General features: G+C 68.2%; 15 protein-coding genes. 12 read left to right on the top strand and 3 right to left on the bottom strand.

Annotated features, from left to right (window positions below):
* The first annotated feature begins 124 nt into the window (after nt 1-124).
* Nucleotides 125-1,300, top strand: coding sequence for a hypothetical protein (locus GY812_06870; protein ID MCP4435208.1), 1,176 nt, complete (start codon nt 125-127; stop codon nt 1,298-1,300).
* A gap of 223 nt (nt 1,301-1,523) precedes the next feature.
* On the opposite strand, the gene GY812_06865 is transcribed toward GY812_06870, so the two are convergent.
* The gene (locus GY812_06865) at nt 1,524-2,369 is read right to left on the bottom strand and encodes an undecaprenyl-diphosphate phosphatase (protein MCP4435207.1); all 846 of its coding nucleotides are present in this window, start codon (nt 2,367-2,369) and stop codon (nt 1,524-1,526) included.
* 326 nt (nt 2,370-2,695) lie between these two features.
* Between GY812_06865 and GY812_06860 the strand changes: the two genes are divergently transcribed.
* The 5 genes from GY812_06860 to GY812_06840 all read left to right on the top strand — a co-directional run bounded on the left by GY812_06860 (nt 2,696) and on the right by GY812_06840 (nt 7,400).
* Nucleotides 2,696-4,537: an ABC transporter ATP-binding protein gene (locus tag GY812_06860; GenBank protein ID MCP4435206.1), complete on the top strand. Its 1,842-nt coding sequence runs from the start codon at nt 2,696-2,698 to the stop codon at nt 4,535-4,537.
* Between the two features lie 75 nt (nt 4,538-4,612).
* Nucleotides 4,613-5,074, top strand: a complete 462-nt coding sequence (locus GY812_06855) for a universal stress protein (GenBank protein MCP4435205.1) — start codon at nt 4,613-4,615, stop codon at nt 5,072-5,074.
* Between the two features lie 16 nt (nt 5,075-5,090).
* Complete coding sequence (gene xseA, locus GY812_06850) at nt 5,091-6,458, top strand: exodeoxyribonuclease VII large subunit (protein MCP4435204.1); 1,368 nt, start codon at nt 5,091-5,093, stop codon at nt 6,456-6,458.
* Between the two features lie 62 nt (nt 6,459-6,520).
* Nucleotides 6,521-6,712 carry an exodeoxyribonuclease VII small subunit gene (locus GY812_06845; protein MCP4435203.1) on the top strand — a complete coding sequence of 64 codons (192 nt, stop codon included), beginning with the start codon at nt 6,521-6,523 and terminating at the stop codon, nt 6,710-6,712.
* Between the two features lie 61 nt (nt 6,713-6,773).
* On the top strand, nt 6,774-7,400 hold the full coding sequence (locus tag GY812_06840; protein MCP4435202.1) for a TetR/AcrR family transcriptional regulator: 627 nt from the start codon (nt 6,774-6,776) through the stop codon (nt 7,398-7,400).
* Nucleotides 7,401-7,437: 37 nt separating this feature from the next.
* Here GY812_06840 and GY812_06835 read toward each other — a convergent pair whose 3' ends face one another.
* Both GY812_06835 and GY812_06830 read right to left on the bottom strand, forming a co-directional pair.
* A complete protein-coding gene (locus GY812_06835; GenBank protein ID MCP4435201.1) occupies nt 7,438-8,121 on the bottom strand; it encodes an alpha/beta hydrolase in 684 nt (227 codons plus the stop codon).
* The gene (locus GY812_06830) at nt 8,118-9,080 is read right to left on the bottom strand and encodes an alpha/beta hydrolase (protein MCP4435200.1); all 963 of its coding nucleotides are present in this window, start codon (nt 9,078-9,080) and stop codon (nt 8,118-8,120) included. Before GY812_06830 ends, GY812_06835 begins: the two co-directional genes overlap by 4 nt.
* A 187-nt stretch (nt 9,081-9,267) precedes the next feature.
* Between GY812_06830 and GY812_06825 the strand changes: the two genes are divergently transcribed.
* The 6 genes from GY812_06825 to GY812_06800 all read left to right on the top strand — a co-directional run bounded on the left by GY812_06825 (nt 9,268) and on the right by GY812_06800 (nt 15,770).
* Nucleotides 9,268-10,926 carry a GAF domain-containing sensor histidine kinase gene (locus GY812_06825; protein ID MCP4435199.1) on the top strand — a complete coding sequence of 553 codons (1,659 nt, stop codon included), beginning with the start codon at nt 9,268-9,270 and terminating at the stop codon, nt 10,924-10,926.
* The gene (locus GY812_06820) at nt 10,923-11,576 is read left to right on the top strand and encodes a response regulator transcription factor (GenBank protein MCP4435198.1); all 654 of its coding nucleotides are present in this window, start codon (nt 10,923-10,925) and stop codon (nt 11,574-11,576) included. Before GY812_06825 ends, GY812_06820 begins: the two co-directional genes overlap by 4 nt.
* A 69-nt stretch (nt 11,577-11,645) precedes the next feature.
* On the top strand, nt 11,646-11,912 hold the full coding sequence (locus GY812_06815) for a hypothetical protein (GenBank protein ID MCP4435197.1): 267 nt from the start codon (nt 11,646-11,648) through the stop codon (nt 11,910-11,912).
* Nucleotides 11,913-12,023: 111 nt separating this feature from the next.
* Nucleotides 12,024-13,223 carry a beta-lactamase family protein gene (locus tag GY812_06810; protein ID MCP4435196.1) on the top strand — a complete coding sequence of 400 codons (1,200 nt, stop codon included), beginning with the start codon at nt 12,024-12,026 and terminating at the stop codon, nt 13,221-13,223.
* 9 nt (nt 13,224-13,232) lie between these two features.
* Entirely contained in the window at nt 13,233-14,822 is a 1,590-nt protein-coding gene (locus GY812_06805) for a peptide chain release factor 3 (protein ID MCP4435195.1), read from the top strand.
* 42 nt (nt 14,823-14,864) lie between these two features.
* Nucleotides 14,865-15,770: a TIGR03564 family F420-dependent LLM class oxidoreductase gene (locus tag GY812_06800; GenBank protein MCP4435194.1), complete on the top strand. Its 906-nt coding sequence runs from the start codon at nt 14,865-14,867 to the stop codon at nt 15,768-15,770.
* Nucleotides 15,771-15,776: the final 6 nt, after the last annotated feature.

Genomic DNA, 15,776 nt, shown 5'->3' with positions numbered 1-15,776 from the left:
CTCGTAGCGGTGTGGAGCTGACCGCGTTGACGCCTCGAAACCACCGCCGTAGCTTGGCGAAACCTGGGCGGGTGCGGAGTTCATTCCAGATACGAGGTTGGCGGTGGGGTCGATGAGGACACTCATGAGACGGTGGGTCTGTGCGGCCATGGGGGTCGCGCTGGTCGGGGCAGCGTGCACCTCTGGTGGCGCCCCCGGTGGCTCGGGTCAGTTCGTGCTCCGCGATACGAGCCAGATCGTGCTCGACGAGGAGCGGAGCTACAACGCGTTCGAATTGACTTCGGAGCTCGACTACTACGTCAACAACGCCTACGAGTGCGGACTGTCGGGCAATTACTCGTTCTTCGTGATGAATCCGGCCGGCGCACCGGATGCAAACGCTCCCCTGTGGGTGTATCTCCATGGCGGCGGCGTCGGCTACTACGGCGATGAGGGCGACTATGTCGCGCTCACCTTCCAGGACGAGAACGCGTGGAACCATCAGGAGTCCTTCGACGCTCTGATCGGAATCGTCGAGGAGCGGGTATTCGCCGGCGACGGCCAGCCCGAGGACCAAACGCTGGTTCGTCGAATCGAGGACGGGTATCGAGTGCTTGTCGTGAGCTACTGCGACCACGACCAGTACTCCGGCCTCGGCACTAGCTACACCAACCATCCGACCAACCCGAACGCGCAAGTAAACGGCCTGCAGGCGACCATGGCGGCGATCGACTACGTAGCGGCAAACTATCCGACCACCCAGGTGTGGGCACACGGCACCAGCGCCGGCTCCACGGGCGTGTGGTCGCTTGCCAGTAGCTACGGCCAGGAGGGCACTGCCCTGACCGGGGTCGTCGCCGACTCAACCATCATGTCCCCCCGACTGGTCGATCTCATCGACGCTCTCAAGGGAACACCCGGCTTCCCGTTCGGCGCCGAGTTCGAGACGCAAGGAGTTACCGACAAGATCGGGTACTTCGCCGATCCCCAGAGCCCGTCATTGCCCGAGGCCCAGATCGCCAACCAGGATTTTCGTTCGGTGCCGGTGTTCTTCGTGTACGGCCTCATGGATGTGTTCTGTGGTGGCGACATGGCTCCGATACCCGAAGCCTCTGCCGCGGGACTGACCAACTGCGAGTACTTCTTCGCTGACCTCGAAGCAGCGGTGGACTCCCAGGTCGATTCACCACACGAGGTTCACGCACTGAATGAGGGCCACGTCCCGACGCTGGACCCCGGAACCGCCAACGACCTTGTCGATGACTTCATCGACAGGGTTCTCGCAACCAACCCGCCGAACTTCGGCTCGCTCAACGGTTGACCGAGGGCAGCCAGGCAGAGGGTTCGAAGCCCGTGCCCATGCGCCGGACCGCCGCTGAGGTCTCAGGCATCCCGAGTACCCCACGAGCTTCTCGAGGAACCGGACCCACCAGCGAGTCCGATCGGACCCGTCTCCGTCCCGGTGGCGGGGATCGCCGATGTGGGTGCGTTGTGCGGCGGACATGGCCGGCAGGAATCCCGTCCTGATGGAGGCGATGGGCCGGCTACAGAACGTCGCCCGCGATGAGGGCGACGGTGATCGCCGCGACGACGAGCCGGTACCAGCCGAAGATTGCGAGACTGTTCGTCTCGAGGTAGCGGATCATCCACTTGATCGCCACCACGGCGGACAGGAACGCGAACAACAGCCCGATCAACGGGTCGATCACTCCGAACTGCTCGAACAGGTCGCCGCCGTCACGCAACAGTGAGTAGACGGTGGCGGCGGTCAGGGTCACGAAGCCGAGGATGAAGCTGAACTCGACCGCAGCCGCCATGCCGACACCGGCCAGCAGCGCTCCGAGGATCGTGGCGAGTGAACGGCTGGTTCCCGGCCACAGCGCGGCCACCTGGGCGATGCCGATGATCAGCGCCTGGCGATAGGTGATGTCGAGCACCGGGTCGTGGTCGCCTTCGACCTTCTCGCCGCGCCTCGGGATCAATCCCGCCCACTCGAGACCGAGGATCAGCAGGCCACCCACCACCCAGGCACCCACGATCGGCCAGGGCCCGAACAGCTTGTCCTCAATCGCATCATCGAACAGGAAGCCGATCCCCGCCGCCGGCACGAAGGCGATGATCGTGACGAGGAGCAGGTGGCGGCCGGGCTCGCTGCGGCCGAACAGGCCCAGGACCATGTCGCGGAAGCGCTTCCAGAAAAGCCCCGCCACCGCGGCGATGGCACCGAACTGGATGGCGATCGCGTAGGTGTTGGCCGCGGCCTGGTCGGCCTCGGTCTCCCCGAGACCCAGCAACTGCGACACCACCAGCAGGTGACCGGTCGAGGAAACGGGGATGTACTCGGTGAGGCCCTCGACCGTGCCGAGGATCGCGGCCTTCCACCACGTCATCGCCGACTCGGCCGTGGTCTGGACCACCGCGGTCGCGTCGCGCACCGCTGCGCCCACCGGACCCGGCAGCGCCCACATCGCCGCCAGGATCAGCGACAGCAGACCGAACAGGCGAACCACGGCGGTCGACGCCACCGGCAGCGGTCCGGCCAACATGGGCCCCGAACCGCTGCGGCGGTGTCCGCGCGGCCTCAGAAGGGTCGAGCGACTTGTCGGCCGGTGGCGTGTGGCAGCGGTCACCGAGCCATCATGCCCGGCGGGTGGCGTCAACCCCACAACCCTGCGCACCGGTACCGTCGCGGACTGTGTCCATGACGATGATGAGAATGATCCACCAGGATCCCTCCAAGGCCGAGGGTGCAACCCTCGACCGGGGCCTGGTCCGACGGGTGGCCTCGTGGGCCGCCCCATACAAGGCCCAGCTGATCGGCTTCCTGATCGCGATCGTGGCCGCGTCGTTGCTCGCACTCGTGCCGCCACTGGTGTTCAAGACGATCATCGACGAAACCCTGCCCAACGGCGACTCGAACCAGCTCGCATGGCTGTCACTGGCCGTGGTGGGTGCGGCAGTCGTGGCGATGGTGGCCTCGCTGCTCGAGCGACTGTGGTCGGCACGCATCGGCGAAGGCCTCATCTATGACCTGCGCGTCGCGCTGTTCGACCACGTGCAGCGCATGCCGATCCAGTTCTTCACCCGCTCGCAGACCGGGGCGCTCGTGAGCCGACTCAACAATGACGTGATCGGCGCCCAGCGCGCCGTGACAGGCACACTCGGCACGGTCGCATCCAACGTGGTCACGCTGGTCACCACACTCGTTGCGATGATCGCCCTCGACTGGCGGGTCACGATCATCTCGGTGCTGTTGTTGCCGGTGTTCCTCATTCCGGCCAAGCGAGTGGGCAAGCGGCTGCAGAAGTACACCCGGCGCGGCATGGAGCTCAACGCCGAGATGAACGCCCAGATGACCGAACGGTTCGGCGTGGCCGGCGCCCTGCTCGTGAAGCTGTTCGGCCGCCACACCGAGGAGACCGACACGTTCTCCGGCCGTGCAGGTGGCGTGCGCGACGTGGGGGTGAAGTCAGCCTTGCTGACCCGGGTGTTCATGGCTTCCATGACCCTCGTGGGCGCGATCGGCGTGGCGGCGGTCTACTTCATCGGCGGCCGCCAGGTGATCTCCGGGGCGATCACCGCCGGATCGCTCGTGGCCCTCGCGACTCTGGTGGTGCGCATCTACGAGCCCCTGGTGAGCCTCACCAACGCCCGGGTGGACGTGATGAGTGCCTTCGTGAGCTTCGAGCGCGTGTTCGAGGTGCTCGATGCCCCCAACCCGATCGTCGACCCCGACGACCCGGTGGCCCTCGACGCCGTGCGGGGCGACGTGCAGCTGCGCGACGTGACCTTTGCATACCCCTCCGGCAGCGAGTCCTCGGTCGAGAGCCTCGAGACCGGCCCGGTCGAACGCGAACTACCCGGCGGACCGCCGATCGTTCTGCACGACGTATCGATCGACATCCCCGCCGGCAGCACGGTCGCCCTCGTCGGCCCCTCAGGAGCAGGCAAGTCCACAGTCGCCTCGCTGATCCCGCGTCTGTACGACGTGGTTTCTGGCAGCGTGACCGTGGATGGCCACGACGTGCGGGAAGTGAGCCTGGCCGACCTCCGCCGCAACATCGGTGTGGTCGCCCAGGACCCGCACCTGTTCCACGCCACCGTGCGCGAGAACCTGCTCTACGCCCGACCGGACGCCACCGATGACGAACTGCGCGACGCATGCGCAGCGGCGCGCATCCTCGACGTCGTCCAGGCCCTGCCGGACGGGTTCGACACGATGGTCGGCGAACGCGGCTACCGGCTGTCCGGTGGTGAGAAGCAGCGCCTCGCAATCGCCCGGATGCTGCTCAAGGATCCGTGCGTCGTGGTGCTCGACGAGGCAACCTCGAGTCTCGACGCCGAGAACGAACAGGCGATCCAGCAGGCGCTCGCCCAGGCCCTCGAGGGGCGCACGGCGGTGGTGATCGCCCACCGCCTGTCCACCATCACCGGCGCCGACTCGATCGTGGTCCTCGATGACGGGCGCGTCGTGCAGACCGGCACCCACCACGAACTCCTGTCGGCCGGCGGCCTCTACGCCGAGCTGTACCGCACCCTCGTCGCCGAGGAATCCTGACCGCACGGTGCTGGGGGTTGCGCCGGTAGTCTGTTGCGGACCGGGCTTCGAGAGGCCCGTTGAACAGGAGCTGAAGTGCACGCGCTGATCGCAACAGACGGATCCGAGGTTTCAATCGACGCCGCCCGCAAGGGCGTGGCGCTGCTGAACCCCGACAAGGTGACGCTGCTCACTGTGGCCGACACCTCGATAGCGGACGACTCGGGAGCGGGCGGGTTCGAAGGCAACCTGCTGTCGCCCGAGGAGTCTGAGCGGGCACGCGACGCGATCCTCAGCGAGGGTTCGACCGAGCTGGCAGACACGGCAGCCGCCCTCGGGCTCGACAAGTCCGTCGTCGACACCAAGGTCGTCGAAGGCAGCTCCGGGCAGATGATCATCCACGAGGCCGACGAGGCCGACGTCGACGTGATCGTGGTGGGCTCGCATGGCCATGGCTTCATCTCCAGGGTGCTGATCGGCTCCGTGTCGGAGTACGTGGTACGCCACTCGACGCGCCCCGTGCTCGTGCTCCGCCACGAGGACGCCGCCGGCGACTGAGCCGACGGGCATCGCCGTGGGGGAACCGCCTGAGGCGGAGACAACCGAGTCCGGCGACGGGCGCGACGCCTCGCGTGCCGCCACCTGGTCGGTGACCGAACTCCACGATGCCGTCAACGGCCTGATCGACCACGCCTTCGGCAGCCCGGTCTGGGTTACCGGTGAGCTGCGGTCGCTGCACCGCAGCGCCGCGGGCCACAGCTACTTCGACCTCGTGGAGCCGGGAACCGATGGCACGCACAACGCTGCGCGGTTGTCGGTGACCCTGTTCAGCGGGTACCGCAACCGGGTCAACGCCATCGTCACCAAGCGCGGCGGAGGCGTACGCATCGAGGAAGGCACGGTTCTGCGAATCTCGGGCGAGTTGCAGACCTACCCGGCGCAGAGCCGGCTGCAGCTGATGATGACGGGCATCGACCCGAGCTACACGCTTGCCGTCGCCCAGCAGAAGCGGGACCGTGCCCTTGCTGCGCTTGCCAACGCGGGCCTGCTGGATGCCAACGCCCTCGTCGAAGTGCCCCACCCACCGTTGAGAGTGGCCATTGTGACGTCGCGGGGCAGTGCGGCCGAGGCCGACACACTCCACGAACTCGAGCGCAGCAGGGTGGGGCTCAGCGTGAGCCGTATAGATGCCCGCACCCAGGGCGCCGAGGCCGAGGCGACCATCGTGGCGGCCCTGCGCACGGCCGCCGAGTTGAAGGTCGACGTGGTGCTGCTGGTGCGCGGCGGTGGGGCCTCCACCGACCTCGCCACCTTCGACGGCGAACGCCTCGGCCGGGCCATCGCGACGTTGGGCGTGGCGGTGTTCACCGGCATCGGCCACGAAACCGACCGCACGGTTGCCGACGAGGTTGCCCACAGCGCCTTCAAGACCCCGACCGCAGCGGCGGCGTCGGTGGTGGAGCGCGCGGAATCGGCTCACGAGCAGCTGGGTGCGACAACCGCATCACTGCGCAGCGCCGCGGAGGGTCGGCTCGCGCGCGCCGGCAACCTGCTCGACTCACAGACCCGCAGCGTTGCGATCGCATCGCGGGGTCACCTCAACCGCGAATCGGCAGGGCTTGACTCCCGACTCGCACGCGTGGCCTCTGCGGCCCCGCTGTCGGCGGGCCGGCTCGCCGCCCGGGTCGACTCGCTGGCCGCCCGGGTGGAGCCGGCCGCGACGCGGGCCCTCGAGTCAGCCGGCACCAGGCTGGGCAACCTCGAAGGGCTCGTGGCGGCACGTGACCCGGCGCTGTTGCTGAAGAGGGGCTGGTCGATCACCCGTGACGCCACCGGTGCCATTGTGAGTAGCGCTCTCGGCCTCGAAGCAGGCACGGAACTCGTCACCACCGTCGCAGATGGCAGGATCAGCTCCGTGGTCACCGAAGGAGGCTCCGAGTGAGCGAACAAGACGCCGGGTCACCGGCATCCACACCGCCCGGGGAGCTCGGCTTCAACGGCTGTCTGGAGGAGCTCGACTCGATCGTGCGGGGCCTCGAGACCGACGCGATCGACGTCGACCATCTTTCGGCCTCCGTTGAGCGAGCGGCCGAGCTGGTCGAGTGGTGCAAGAACTGCCTCGGCGAGACGCGCATGCGCCTGGACGATGTGCTCCCGCGTCTGGAGCTCGCCGACGACGAGGAAGACGACGACTGATCGCGGGGTCGGCGAGCCGGCGAACTGAAACCGCCCGGGCGCAGGCAGGTAGGTTTCCCGCATGGCCCGATCCACCTCGAAGAGATCGACTCCGCTGCGGCGCGAGGAGATCGTGGATGCGGCGCGCCAGCTCCTCTCCGACACCGACCTCGACTCCCTGTCCCTGCGGCGCCTCGCCGCTTCACTCGGGGTGACCGCCCCGGCCCTGTATGCCCATGTGGAGCACAAGGGTGACCTGCTCGCCGCCGTGGCGGAACAGGGGTTCGCGGAGCTGATGGAAGCTTTCGACCAGGTCGACGCGGTGGAGCCCATGGAACGCCTCCACGCGTACGGTCACGCCTACGTACGCCAGGCGATCACCGACCCCGGCATGTTCCGGGTGATGTTCGTATTCCGCCCTGGCGAGATCCCGATCCCCGAAGCGGACAACGAGCTGGCCGCGGCGACAGTCGCATTCGACAAGCCCGGCCGCGCAATCGCCGAAGCGATGCAGCGGGGCGAGATCCACCCCGACCGCGATCCGCTGCTCACGGCGATGACGCTGTGGACCACCACCCACGGCCTTGCGACCGTGTTGTTGCTCGGTAGCTCCGGCGGTGAGGTGATGTTGCTCGACAATGCGAACGAGCTGATCGAGGACGTGATCACTGTGACGCTCGCCGGGCTCAAGGACCCACCGGCCAGCTGACCCCGGTGCAGGTGCGGTTCGCTCGGGCGGACCTCGCTCAGACACCGGGCGAGGCGTAGGTGGCGAGCCCGCGTTCGATGCTGCCCTCGCCCACGCCCGGCTCCCCCACGATCGCCTCGAGCCATGCCGGGCGCACCACGGTTGCGACCCAGAGAGGCAGGTCGAGATCACTGCCCTCCATCGCGTAGCCGGCGAAGTTGCGTGCATAGTCGGCCGGCCGCACGTCGCGGGCAAGCTCCAGCAGCGCGTAGGGGACGGGCGTGCCGGTGCGTTCAGCAGGGCGCACCAGCGCCGGCGAACCCGGATGCACACCGCCTCCGGCGAGGCCGGGGCCGTCGGCCAGCACCACGCCCATGACCACATCAGGGCGCGCCGCGGCTGCCAGCATGCCGATGTACGCGCCGAGGCCGCGCCCGAGGATCGTGACGGGAGAATCCAGGTGTTGCAGCGCGGCATCTACGTCGCCCACGAGGATCTCGCTCGTGTAGCCACCCCCGACCGGCAGCGTCGACGCGCCATGGCCGGTGAAGTCGAGCCCGTACACCGCGCCCGGCCAGACGACCGGTTCAGCCGCTTCGGGGAGCGTGCTCTCACCCAGGCCGTGTAGCCGTAGCAGTGGATGCACCGACGCGCCGGAGGAATCCTCCGCCAGCCGGTGCAACGCCAGGTCGACCCGGTTGTGGCGGACCGTGGCGGTGAGGGGCGCCGGCTGGGCGTTCACTGGAGGAACTCCGTGATCAGGTCCGCCACCAGCCCGGGCTGTTCGATGTGCACGAAATGGCCCACACCCTCAAGGCCTTCGAACCTGGCGCCTGCCGGCAGGTAGGGCAGCACTTCGTCGGGCTGCGTGCCCCAGCCCATCACTTCGAGTTCGAGGCCGAGCACGCCGAGCACCGGCACGCCGACACCGGGGAGCTGCAGCAACGACCACTGCGGCCTCCACGGACCAAACCCTCCCATGCGCATTGTGGGGTCGATCTTCCAACGCCAACCGTCCTCCGCCTCGTTCGCGCCGACGGTCACCAGGTAGCGGAGCCACTCGCGCGACATCCGCGGATTCATCCGGCCACGGCGCTCGGCCAACTCGTCGATGGTGCCCGGCCTGCGCTGCTTGCCCACCAGCGAACGGCGGTGTGCGAGCCAGTTGTCGATCTCTTCGCGGATCCGCCGCGCCCGCTCGTGGTCGGACATGTCCGACATCGCCCTGTGTGATGGCAGCCCGTCGAGGTTCACCAGCGCCGAGATCCTGTGTGGCAACGCGTTGGCCAGGTGGGTGACGAGGTTGCCGCCCTTGGAGTGGCCGACGAACGGCAACCTGCCCGGCGGCAAGGTGCCGATCACAGCCGCCGCGTCGCGCAGGTCGGCCTCCCAGCTGTAGAGGTGGGCCCTGTCCGAATCCCCATGGCCCCGCTGGTCCCATGCCACCACCCGCCAGCCGGCGTCGGCCAGCATCGGGGCGAACACATCGAAGGTGCCGGCGAAGTCGAACCCGCCGTGCGCGAGCACGAGAGGGGGCGCGCCTTCGTCGCCCCACTCCGACACAGCCAGGCCCACACCGCCCGAGTCGACCGTCCTGCGGCGATCGGGGCGACGCGCCCCCGGGTAGGCACGCGCCACGTCGATCGTGGTGCCGCCGGCACCGGGTTCGTCGGGCGGCTCCGCAGCCGCTGGATCCTTCACGGCGCCATCCTAGGGAGCGGTGCCTGCGGCCCCCTCCCCGACCCGCGGCTCCCCCAAGCCGACTCGTCTCACCCGGTCCGCCGGAAGTCGCCGGTAGATTGGTTGCACGAGCCAACTGCGAACACTCCTCGGCCAGGACAGGGCCCACAGCGGCGCCGCATCACCCGACTCCGATGGTGCGGTCTGGTTGCGCGCGGCCGTGCAGCCGGCGATAACCGTCATGCGCTGGGGTGCGGTCGGCTACGGGCTGGTGGCGCTGGCCCCTCAACGGGCCGAGTCTGGCTGGACCGACGTGGTCCTGCTCGCGGTATGTGTGTTCATGACGACGCTGCGCACCATGATGCCTCTTGCGCTCGGGGACCACCGCCGCTGGCCGGCGACCGTGCCCCTGATCGACGTGGCGGTGTTCTCCGTGGCCGTGGGCTGGACCGGGGCGACCGAGTCGCCATGGTTGCTCTGCCTGCTGACGGCCGTCGCTGTGGCTGCCTTCGGTTGGGGCCCATCGACGGCTCTCACCAGTGGTGCGGTCTCCGTGGCGATCGTGACTGTCTTCTTCGAGGTGTCGGGTGCGGACCTGACCAGCATCGTGGCGGAGACCAACGACCTGTTTGCCGTGATCAGCGTGGCGGTCACCGCCGCCGGCGGGGTGTTCCTGCGCAACCGCCTGCTCGACGCTGCTCGCAAGTCGCGGGCAGCCGGAGGCGAACTGGCCCGGCTGCGAGCCGCGAACGACCTCCTGGGTGAGTTGTCCGACGTAGCGCTCACGCTGCCGGGTGCCTTCACCCTGCGCGAGGCTCTCGACCGCACCCGCACGTTGCTCACCACCTACATGCAACCCTGGGTGATTGCACTTCTCACCCTCGACGAGCACAACGACGAGTGGACGCCGAAGATCACCGACCGTTGTGCGATGCGGGCCGCATACCCCCTGGGCGACCTGCCCGGGCCACTCGCCAGGGTGCTCGCCGGCGACGGCTCCCCGATCTACGTGCCCGAACTCGCTGCGCAGGATGCGCTGAGCGACGATTCCCGCAGCGGCGTCTACATGGTGCTGCGGGCGCGCGACCGCAACATCGGCGTGCTGGCCCTGGAGCATCCGGATCCCGGACACTTCGACGACATCGACCCGTTGCTGCGCGACGGCCTCGCCGATGTGGTGGCCCTCACCGTCGACAACGCCCGCTGGTTCGGACGACTGCGGAGCCTGGGCGCGGAGGAGGAGCGCGTGCGGGTCGCACGCGACATCCACGATCGCCTCGGCCAGTGGATGACCTACATCAAGCTGGAACTGGAGCAGATGTCGGCCGCGAGCGAGGTCGACCGCGAGCAACTGGACCGACTGAACAACGACGCTGAAGAGGCTCTGGACGAGCTCCGCGAGACCCTGCGCCAATTGCGCTCCGGCGTGAGCGACGATCGACCGCTCGCAGTGCTCGGCCACGACCTCGTGACCCGCTTTGCCGACCGGACCGACGTGGCGGCTCGATTCAGGGTTGCCCACCCCGACCAGCGACTGCCGGTGCCGGTGGAGAATGAACTGCTGCGCATCCTGCAGGAAGCGCTCAACAACGTCGACCGCCACGCAAAGGCCGATCACGTCGAGGTCGACTGGCGCGTCGACGGTGGCAACTACGAACTCGTCGTCACCGACGACGGCCGTGGCTTCGACATCGACCGCGCGATTCGCGAGCGCTCCTACGGCGTGGTCGGCATGCGCGAACGCGCCGAGGTGATCGGCGCCAGTTTCGACCTCTCGTCCCGGCCCGGTGTGGGAACCTGTCTGCGAGTCAGCGCGGGGCGCGTCGGCGAGAACCAAATCGACACCGAACCTGGAGACCAAGAATGAGAGTGCTGCTCGCCGATGACCACCAGATCCTGCGCGATGGCGTGCGGCGTGGACTCGAGTCAGCCGGAGCCACCGTGGTCGGCGAGGCCGACAACGGTGAGGAGGCCATCGAGTTGGCCCTGCAGACCACACCCGACATCGTGCTGATGGACCTGTCCATGCCGGTGCTCGATGGCGTGGCCGCCACGGAACGGATCGTTGCCGAGTTGCCCGAGACCATGGTGGTCGTGCTCACTATGCACGACGACCCGGACCGCACCCGCGCCGCCCTGCATGCCGGCGCGATCGCCTACCTCACCAAGGGCACGTCGTTCGACGAGGTGTTCGACACACTCGAACGCGTGGAGGCCGGCGAGGAGGTGCTGAGCCCGAAACTCGCCGCAATGATGCTGGAGACAGCAGGACCGAGCTCAGAGGCAGCGGACCTGTTGAGTGACCGGCAACAGGAGATCCTGCAGATGATCGCCGACGGCCTGTCCACCAAGCAGGCGGCCCGAGAGCTGGGAATCACGCAGAAGACGGTCCACAACCACCTCAACGCCACCTACAGGCGTCTCGACACCCAGAGCCTCACCCATGCTGTGCTGTCGGCGGTGCGCCTGGGGATCATCAACCTCGGACCGACCGAAGAGGAAGTGGACGCCGGCTGAGACATACACGGGTTTTTGCTCATTCCGCCCGTGGGGCTCACAGGACGAGACTGAACCATGATGAAGGGTATGGAACCGGGGACTGCGCGCAATGGGGACGCCTCCCGGTTCCGCCGCGCTGCAGTTGCCGTGGCGGTTTCAGCGGCGGTCGCCGTGGCGGTCGCCACACCCGCTGCCCTGCGGGTGATCGAGGACGAGCCGGCCGGGCGCGACACCCAGGTCGTCGAGCCGGCTCCCGAGCAGGAGTCGCCGCCGACCGACTCCACTGGCGACACGACCCCGCAGACCGTCCCGCCAAGCGTGCTCGGCACCTCGGAGATCCGAGAAGGGCCCTGAAACCCGATCGCCAGGGCCACCGGCAGGCGGCGGCCTTGGGTGCCACCTCGCACTGACCTAGCCTTCCGTGTTCGATCGACCACGACAGGGCCGGAGCCCGGGGGTACAGACATGGTGGACATCCGGGGTACGACCGCAGCCGGATTCGAAGAAGTACGCGGGGTCTTCGAGCGCAACTTCGCCGAGCACGGCGAGGTGGGTGCCGGCTTCGCCGTCTACCTGCACGGCGAGAAGGTCGTCGACCTCACAGGCGGGGTGGCCGACTCCGACGGCAACCCCTATGACGAGGACACGCTGCAGCTCGTGTTCTCCTCCACCAAGGGGGCGACCGCCATGTGTGCTCACCTGCTGGTGGAGCGTGGTGAGCTCGACCTGCACGCACCCGTGGCGAAGTACTGGCCCGAGTTCGGCGTGGGCGGAAAGGAATCCATCCCGGTCGGCTGGCTTCTCTGCCACAAGTCCGGCTTGATCGACACCGACGCGAGGATGACCCTCGAGCAGGGTCTCGACTGGGACACCGTCACCTCGGCGCTGGCCGAATCAACTCCGGCCTGGGAGCCGGGCACGGCCCACGGCTACCACGCCGTGACCTATGGCTGGCTGGTCGGCGAAGTGGTCCGCCGCGTGACCGGCATGAGCCTCGGCTCGTTCTTCAACCAGGAGTTCGCCGAGCCGCTCGGCCTTGACTTCTGGATCGGCCTGCCCGACGAGGAGCAGTCACGCGTCGCGCCACTGATCCCGATGGGCGGCGGCGACCACCCGCCGATGATGATGGCAGAGGAGGGCGACGGCTCCGACGACGCCCCCTCAGGCCTGCTCGAGATGCTCGAGTCGCTGCTCGGACCCGACAACCTGATCGGGCGGGCCCTCTCCGCACCCGGTGGAGCGTTCGCCGCCGAGTCGGTGTGGAACGAGCCGGCGCTGCGGTCCGCTGAGATACCGGCCGCCAACGGTGTCACCAACGCAGCGTCGATGGCGAGGCTCTACGCGTCGATCATCGGTGAGGTCGACGGCAAGCGCCTCCTGTCAGCCGAAACGATCGAGCGAGCCATCGAGCCGCAGGTCGAAGGCCCCGACAGCGTACTGATGTTCGCCATCCCGTTCGCCCTCGGATTCATGGGTCACTCTGACTTCTCCCCGCTTGTCGGCGGCCGGTCGTTCGGCCACTACGGCGCCGGCGGTTCCGTCGGCTTCGCAGATCCCGACCGCGGCCTCGCCGGCGGCTACGTGATGAACAAGATGCACTTCGGGCTGGCGGGCGACCCGCGCACCGCGGACCTGCTCGGCTGCGTCGACAAGCTGGTGGACTGAGCACTGCGAATGGCTGAACCAGCGGCCGAGGCCGCCCGACGCCGCACGTTCGGAATCATCTCGCATCCCGACGCCGGCAAGACCACCCTCACCGAGAAGCTGCTCCTGTACGGCGGCGCGCTCGGTCGCGAGGCCGGCTCGGTGAAGGCGAAATCAGACCGTCGCTCCGCCACGTCGGACTGGATGGAACTCGAACAGCAGCGCGGCATCTCGATCACCTCGACCGTGCTGCAGTTCCCCTACCGCGACAAGGTCGTCAACTTGCTCGATACGCCCGGGCACCGTGACTTCTCCGAGGACACCTACCGCGTGCTCACGGCGTGCGACGCAGCGGTGATGGTGCTCGATGCCGCCAAGGGCATCGAGGCCCAGACGCTCAAGTTGTTCGAGGTGTGCCGCGACAGGGGCCTGCCGATCATCACGTTCGTCAACAAGTGGGACCGCCCCGGGCTGTCACCACTGGAACTGATCGACGACATCGAGTCGCACCTGTCGCTGATCTGCACCCCCGTGTCGTGGCCCGTAGGCATCGCAGGCGACTTCCGCGGCGTGGTCGACCGGCGAAGTGGTGAGTTCGTGCGCTTCACCCGCACCGCCCGGGGCGCCACCGAGGCTCCCGAGGAGATCATCGACGCGCAACGGGCCGAAGAAGAGGAAGGCGAGGCCTGGACCGACTGCGCCGATGAGCTGGAACTGCTCGAAGGCGCCGAGCACGACACCGAGCTGTTCCTCGAGGGCGAGTCGAGCCCGATGTTCTTCGGATCCGCCATCACCAACTTCGGCGTACGCCTGTTGCTGGACGCCGTCATCGACGAGGTGCCGGCCCCCGCGGCACGGCCGGACGCCGAGGGCGAGCGCCGACAGCTGGACGCGCCGTTCTCGGGATTCGCGTTCAAGGTGCAGGCCAACATGGACAAGGCACACCGCGACCGAATCGCCTACATCCGGGTCAACTCCGGCCGCTTCGAGCGCGGCATGGTTGTGACCCACGGTCGTACCGGCAAGCCGTTTGCCACGAAGTACGCGCACTCGGTGTTCGGTGCCGAACGCGACACCCTCGAGGAGGCGTTCCCCGGCGACGTCGTGGGCCTCGTCAACGCCAACGACGTGCGCGTGGGCGACTCGCTGTACGTCGACGAGGCCGTCGAGTTCCCGACAATTCCTTCGTTCGCGCCCGAGCACTTCGCCACGGTGCGGGTGAAGGACGTGTCCAAGTCGAAGCAGTTCCGCAGCGGCATCCAGCAGCTCGACGAGGAGGGCGTGGTTCAGGTGCTGCGCGACCCCGACTTCGGCGACCAGGCCCCCGTGATGGCCGCAGTTGGCGCTCTCCAGTTCGAGGTCGCCACCCACCGCCTCGAAACGGAGTTCAAGGCGCCGGTGGAGCTCACCATGACCGGCTACCGCGTAGCGCGGCGCACCGACGAGGAGTCCCGCACCGCACTGCGCGCCATGCAGGGCGTGGACGTGCTCGAGCGCTCCGACGGGTTGCTTCTGGCGCTATTCGAGTCGATCTACTGGCTCGAGCGGCTCGAAGGCGAACAACCCGAGTTGACCCTCGACCGGCTGGTGGCCGAGGGCGAGCTGCGCGCCGAGTCCTGAGACCGGCCGCGTCCCGACCCGGATCAGCGTTAGCTTTCCCGCATGGACATCGGACTCATGCTGGATTCCAACAAGCCGATCGACGCGGTGGTCGCCGACGCCCGCGCCGCGAGAGACGCTGGCTTCGCCACTGCGGGCATGCCGCAGATCTTCGGCTACGACGCCCTCACGCTGCTGGCCGTGGTCGGCCGCGAGGTGCCCGACATCGAGTTGTTCGTGGGCGTGGTGCCCACGTATCCCCGCCATCCGATCATGCTGGCCGCGCAAGCGCTCACGACTTCGGCCGCCACCGGCGGGCGGCTGGTGCTCGGCATCGGGCTCAGTCACCAGATCGTGATCGAGGGGATGTTCGGCTACAGCTTCGACAAGCCCGGTAGCCACATGGAGGAGTACCTCTCAGCGCTGATGCCTCTCCTTCACGGCGAGCAGGTCGACTTCCACGGCGACACGATCACCGCCGCCACGATGGGCCCGATCGAGGTCGATGCCCCGGCACCCACGGTGCTGGTGGCCGCGCTCGGCCCGCGGATGCTCCGCATGGCCGGCACGATGGCCGACGGCACGATCACCTGGATGACCGGACCATCCACGCTCGAGTCACACATCATCCCGAGAATCACCGCTGCGGCCGACGAGGCCGGCCGGCCCGCGCCGCGCGTGTCGGTGGGACTCCCGGTGTTGGTCAGCGACGATGCCGACGCAGCCCGCGCACGGGCCGCCGAGGTGTTCGCCATGTACGGGATGCTGCCCAGCTACCAGGCAATGCTCGAGCGCGAGGGAGTCGACGGGCCGGCCGGCGTGGCCATCGTGGGCGACGAGCGTGAGGTCACCGCACAGATCCAGCATCTGGCGGACATCGGCGTGACCGAGTTCGCCGCAGCTCCTTTCGGGGTCGGCGAGGACCTCGACCGAACCGTCACACTGCTCTCCTCACTCGCCCGCAGCTGAGCCCTC

This window comes from Actinomycetes bacterium (assembly GCA_024222295.1).
Lineage (GTDB): Bacteria > Actinomycetota > Acidimicrobiia > Acidimicrobiales > Microtrichaceae > JAAEPF01.
Note: the sequence above shows the minus strand (reverse complement) of the source record. Positions and strands in the feature narration are given on the sequence as shown.

What these genes read in the sequence shown, in the direction of transcription:
- GY812_06860 (MCP4435206.1), top strand. Translation starts at nt 2,696, where the DNA reads ATGATCCACCAGGATCCCTCCAAGGCCGAGGGTGCAACCCTCGACCGG.
- GY812_06820 (MCP4435198.1), top strand. Translation starts at nt 10,923, where the DNA reads ATGAGAGTGCTGCTCGCCGATGACCACCAGATCCTGCGCGATGGCGTG.
- GY812_06805 (MCP4435195.1), top strand. Translation starts at nt 13,233, where the DNA reads ATGGCTGAACCAGCGGCCGAGGCCGCCCGACGCCGCACGTTCGGAATC.
- GY812_06840 (MCP4435202.1), top strand. Translation starts at nt 6,774, where the DNA reads ATGGCCCGATCCACCTCGAAGAGATCGACTCCGCTGCGGCGCGAGGAG.
- GY812_06815 (MCP4435197.1), top strand. Translation starts at nt 11,646, where the DNA reads ATGGAACCGGGGACTGCGCGCAATGGGGACGCCTCCCGGTTCCGCCGC.
- GY812_06800 (MCP4435194.1), top strand. Translation starts at nt 14,865, where the DNA reads ATGGACATCGGACTCATGCTGGATTCCAACAAGCCGATCGACGCGGTG.
- GY812_06865 (MCP4435207.1), bottom strand. Translation starts at nt 2,369, where the DNA reads ATGACGTGGTGGAAGGCCGCGATCCTCGGCACGGTCGAGGGCCTCACC.
- GY812_06810 (MCP4435196.1), top strand. Translation starts at nt 12,024, where the DNA reads ATGGTGGACATCCGGGGTACGACCGCAGCCGGATTCGAAGAAGTACGC.
- GY812_06870 (MCP4435208.1), top strand. Translation starts at nt 125, where the DNA reads ATGAGACGGTGGGTCTGTGCGGCCATGGGGGTCGCGCTGGTCGGGGCA.